The organism is Bradyrhizobium sp., from assembly GCF_049586575.1.
Lineage (GTDB): Bacteria > Pseudomonadota > Alphaproteobacteria > Rhizobiales > Xanthobacteraceae > Bradyrhizobium.
In genome coordinates this window covers 1-2,633 of record NZ_JBAVCF010000462.1, presented here as the reverse complement: position 1 = coordinate 2,633, position 2,633 = coordinate 1, and the positions used below count along the sequence as shown (strand labels likewise).

Below are 2,633 nucleotides of genomic sequence, written 5' to 3'. Positions count from 1 at the left end.
GTAGAGACCAAACACGCTGCGCTGCCGGGCTCGGTCGGAGTCGGTGAATGCGATGGGCGGCGTGCCGAGCTTGGCGGCCTCTGGACCATGCCCGTCGCCGGTGGCGCCATGACAGGCGGCGCAGTTCTGCGCGTACAGTTTCGCGCCACGCGTGAGATCAGGAGTCCTGTTCGGCGCAAGTGGCACGGGATAGGCAGCGAGAAGGGCCGCGGCCAGGCCGTGAGCGATCTCCGCGACCTTCTCGGCTTCGGCCTTGTCTGCGATGGCGCGTTGCAGCCGGGTTATCTCTGTTAGAAGCGCCTGCCGTTCCGGTTTTGGCGGCAACGCTGCGAGCTTTTCGGCGACGGTCGCAGCGAACTCGTTCTGTTCGGCATATTCGGAAGGACTGGTAATTGCGCCGTGCGCGACCGCGCCCGGGTAATCGACCGCGATGTAGTCGAGCAGGCGCCACGCCGTCTCGACATCACTCGTCTCCGCCTTGGCCGCTCCGAAGAGGCCGAAAGTCAGCACGACGAACGCCACATAGCGGAACAACAACGAATGCAGACTCACCATGATACCCAGTCAAATGGTCGGACAGGAAAGCTTCGTAACGCCAGCGCGGAAGCCGCTCAATTAGAGCCCTTCTAACAGAGCTCCAGGTCACCTCCTTTGAAGCCCGTTCTTACCGCGAGGACCTCCTCACCAGGTAGCACCTGAGGTAGACAGCCTCCACTCAAAGGGATGCGCGATGTTAACGCTGCCGAACGTCACCGGGCGATTGACCCCTATGGTCAAAAGCGCCGGTGTGACCATCGGCCGGCTTCCGATGTACCCCTAACTCCAGATATGTCGCTGCACTGCGCTAACTGACGCGATGGGCCATGATGCGACATTAAGTTGGTCACCTGCTATTTAGCACGACGGCCGCGCTGGTGATCTGGCAGGCGAAATCATTAGGTTGCGGTTACCGCCTGAAGCATGGGCAGCGTCTTGTAGCTGAAACCTCGGCCTGACCGGATCGCGGGATCGCCGGCCTCGAAGGTTCTCAACTCCTCTTCACTTTGTGCCTTCACGACGCCCAATCCCCAGGGCCCCTCGGGGTCGGCTACAGGCCCAAAGACGAGCACTTTGCCGCATCCCATCTGCTTCCTCCAGTAATTGGCGTGCTCAAGCATCATCGCGCGCTCTTCATCCGTCATATCGAAGGCGAAGGTAGCCCTCGGCGGCATCAGGCGGCAGAAGAAATACTTGGACGATGTACTGGTGGTCGCAGGCACGAGATAGGCACTGAGCCAGTCCAGTACCATTTCCCAACCGCCTGCGTGCGAACCGCATTGCTCGGATCGATCCTTAAATCCTTCGTGGCGAACCGTAAGCTTAGTACCCTCCGAAATAGATTCTAGTTGATATGTGAGCTTGGTTACGTGCCGCTCGGCCCAATCATATGACCAAGTCAGAACCAGCTTATGAGGAGAAATAATTTCCAAATACTCACCTTCGACGCTGAATGACGAACCGTCCGCGCCCTGACCCTCCGACCTCCATGAACCGCCAACGCGCAGGTCCGACGTCCAGTTCAGGACGCGATAGACTTCATCCGATCCCCACCACTTGACGACCTCATCGGAGGTGAGCGCCTGAAAAACCCGCTCGGGTGGCACGGCGATTGTCACAGTCGCGAGGATCAAACCATCCTCAAGATCGGCAACAGCGCGTGCGGATTTAGTCAAACTCATGTCTTGGCCTCCAAGTGATTCTTGAGATTTTCGAGACTGGATTGCCAGAAGGAACGATAGCTTTCGATCCAGATGGCAACTTGATGAAGCTTTTCAGGTTGTATGCGATATATCCGCTCGCGGCCCATGCGCTGCTCAGCGACAATACGTGCCTCTCGTAAGATCCGCAGATGTCTCGAAATCGCCGGCCGACTTTGCGGGAAATCAGCGAGGATGGCGTTCACCGGCGCAGGCGCTGTCCGCAGCTTGTCCAAGATTGCGCGACGCGTGGGATCGGCGATGGCGTGATAGACGTCCGCGTTAGCTTGGGCGCGATGCATAATGAGTAACCTAATGGTTACGCATTGGTACAACGATCCGATCTGGCGGTCAAGATGTTGATGTGGAAGGCTCGATTTCGCATCAGACCAAGGCAGCGCGAGGTCGGCGGGGTCTTGGCCGTGTAAAACCACCCTTCCCAGGGAAGTCGGTGAGAAGCCAGGACCGGCTCGGTCTCAGGCCACGATCGCAGCCATCAGCGGCTTGGTACCGACGATGTTCATGACCCGTGTCAGATTATAGGCGAGGACCGAGAGAGCCATCTCGGCGGCTACTTTTGGAAGCGTTTGGTGAGGAAGTGTGTTGCCCCATGCGGGCCTTCATCGTGCCGAACGGATGCTCGACTGTCTCTCGACGCTAGCGCATGGCTTGTGGGTTTGCATCAAGGCGCTGCTGCGCAGCCTCGAGCAGATGCTCATGCTCCCATCGCGTAATCCGCCGCTCTGGCCCGGTCGTGCATTGCGATTTGAGCGAACATTTTTGACAGGCTGTGGTCCAGTAGCGCCTTATCCGCTTGCCATCTTCCTCGCTCGTAAAGCGATACGGCAGTTGCTCCCCAGCCGGACAGCGATAGGCATCTTCCTCCGGCAAATAGAC

The 2,633-nt window shown here is 58.5% G+C and carries 3 protein-coding genes and 1 pseudogene; all 4 read right to left on the bottom strand.

Annotated features, from left to right (window positions below; all coding sequences use genetic code 11):
- Window positions 1-552: c-type cytochrome (locus WB528_RS17905; protein WP_423889731.1), on the bottom strand; the 552-nt coding region annotated here is incomplete at its 3' end.
- Between the two features lie 383 nt (window positions 553-935).
- Window positions 936-1,718: an SRPBCC domain-containing protein gene (locus WB528_RS17900; protein ID WP_423889730.1), complete on the bottom strand. Its 783-nt coding sequence runs from the start codon at window positions 1,716-1,718 to the stop codon at window positions 936-938.
- Window positions 1,715-2,038 (bottom strand): ArsR/SmtB family transcription factor, encoded by a 324-nt coding sequence (locus WB528_RS17895; RefSeq protein WP_423889729.1) that lies wholly within the window; start codon window positions 2,036-2,038, stop codon window positions 1,715-1,717. Before WB528_RS17895 ends, WB528_RS17900 begins: the two co-directional genes overlap by 4 nt.
- 174 nt (window positions 2,039-2,212) lie before the next feature.
- Window positions 2,213-2,633 (bottom strand): annotated as a pseudogene (locus tag WB528_RS17890) (transposase); the annotation flags it as partial.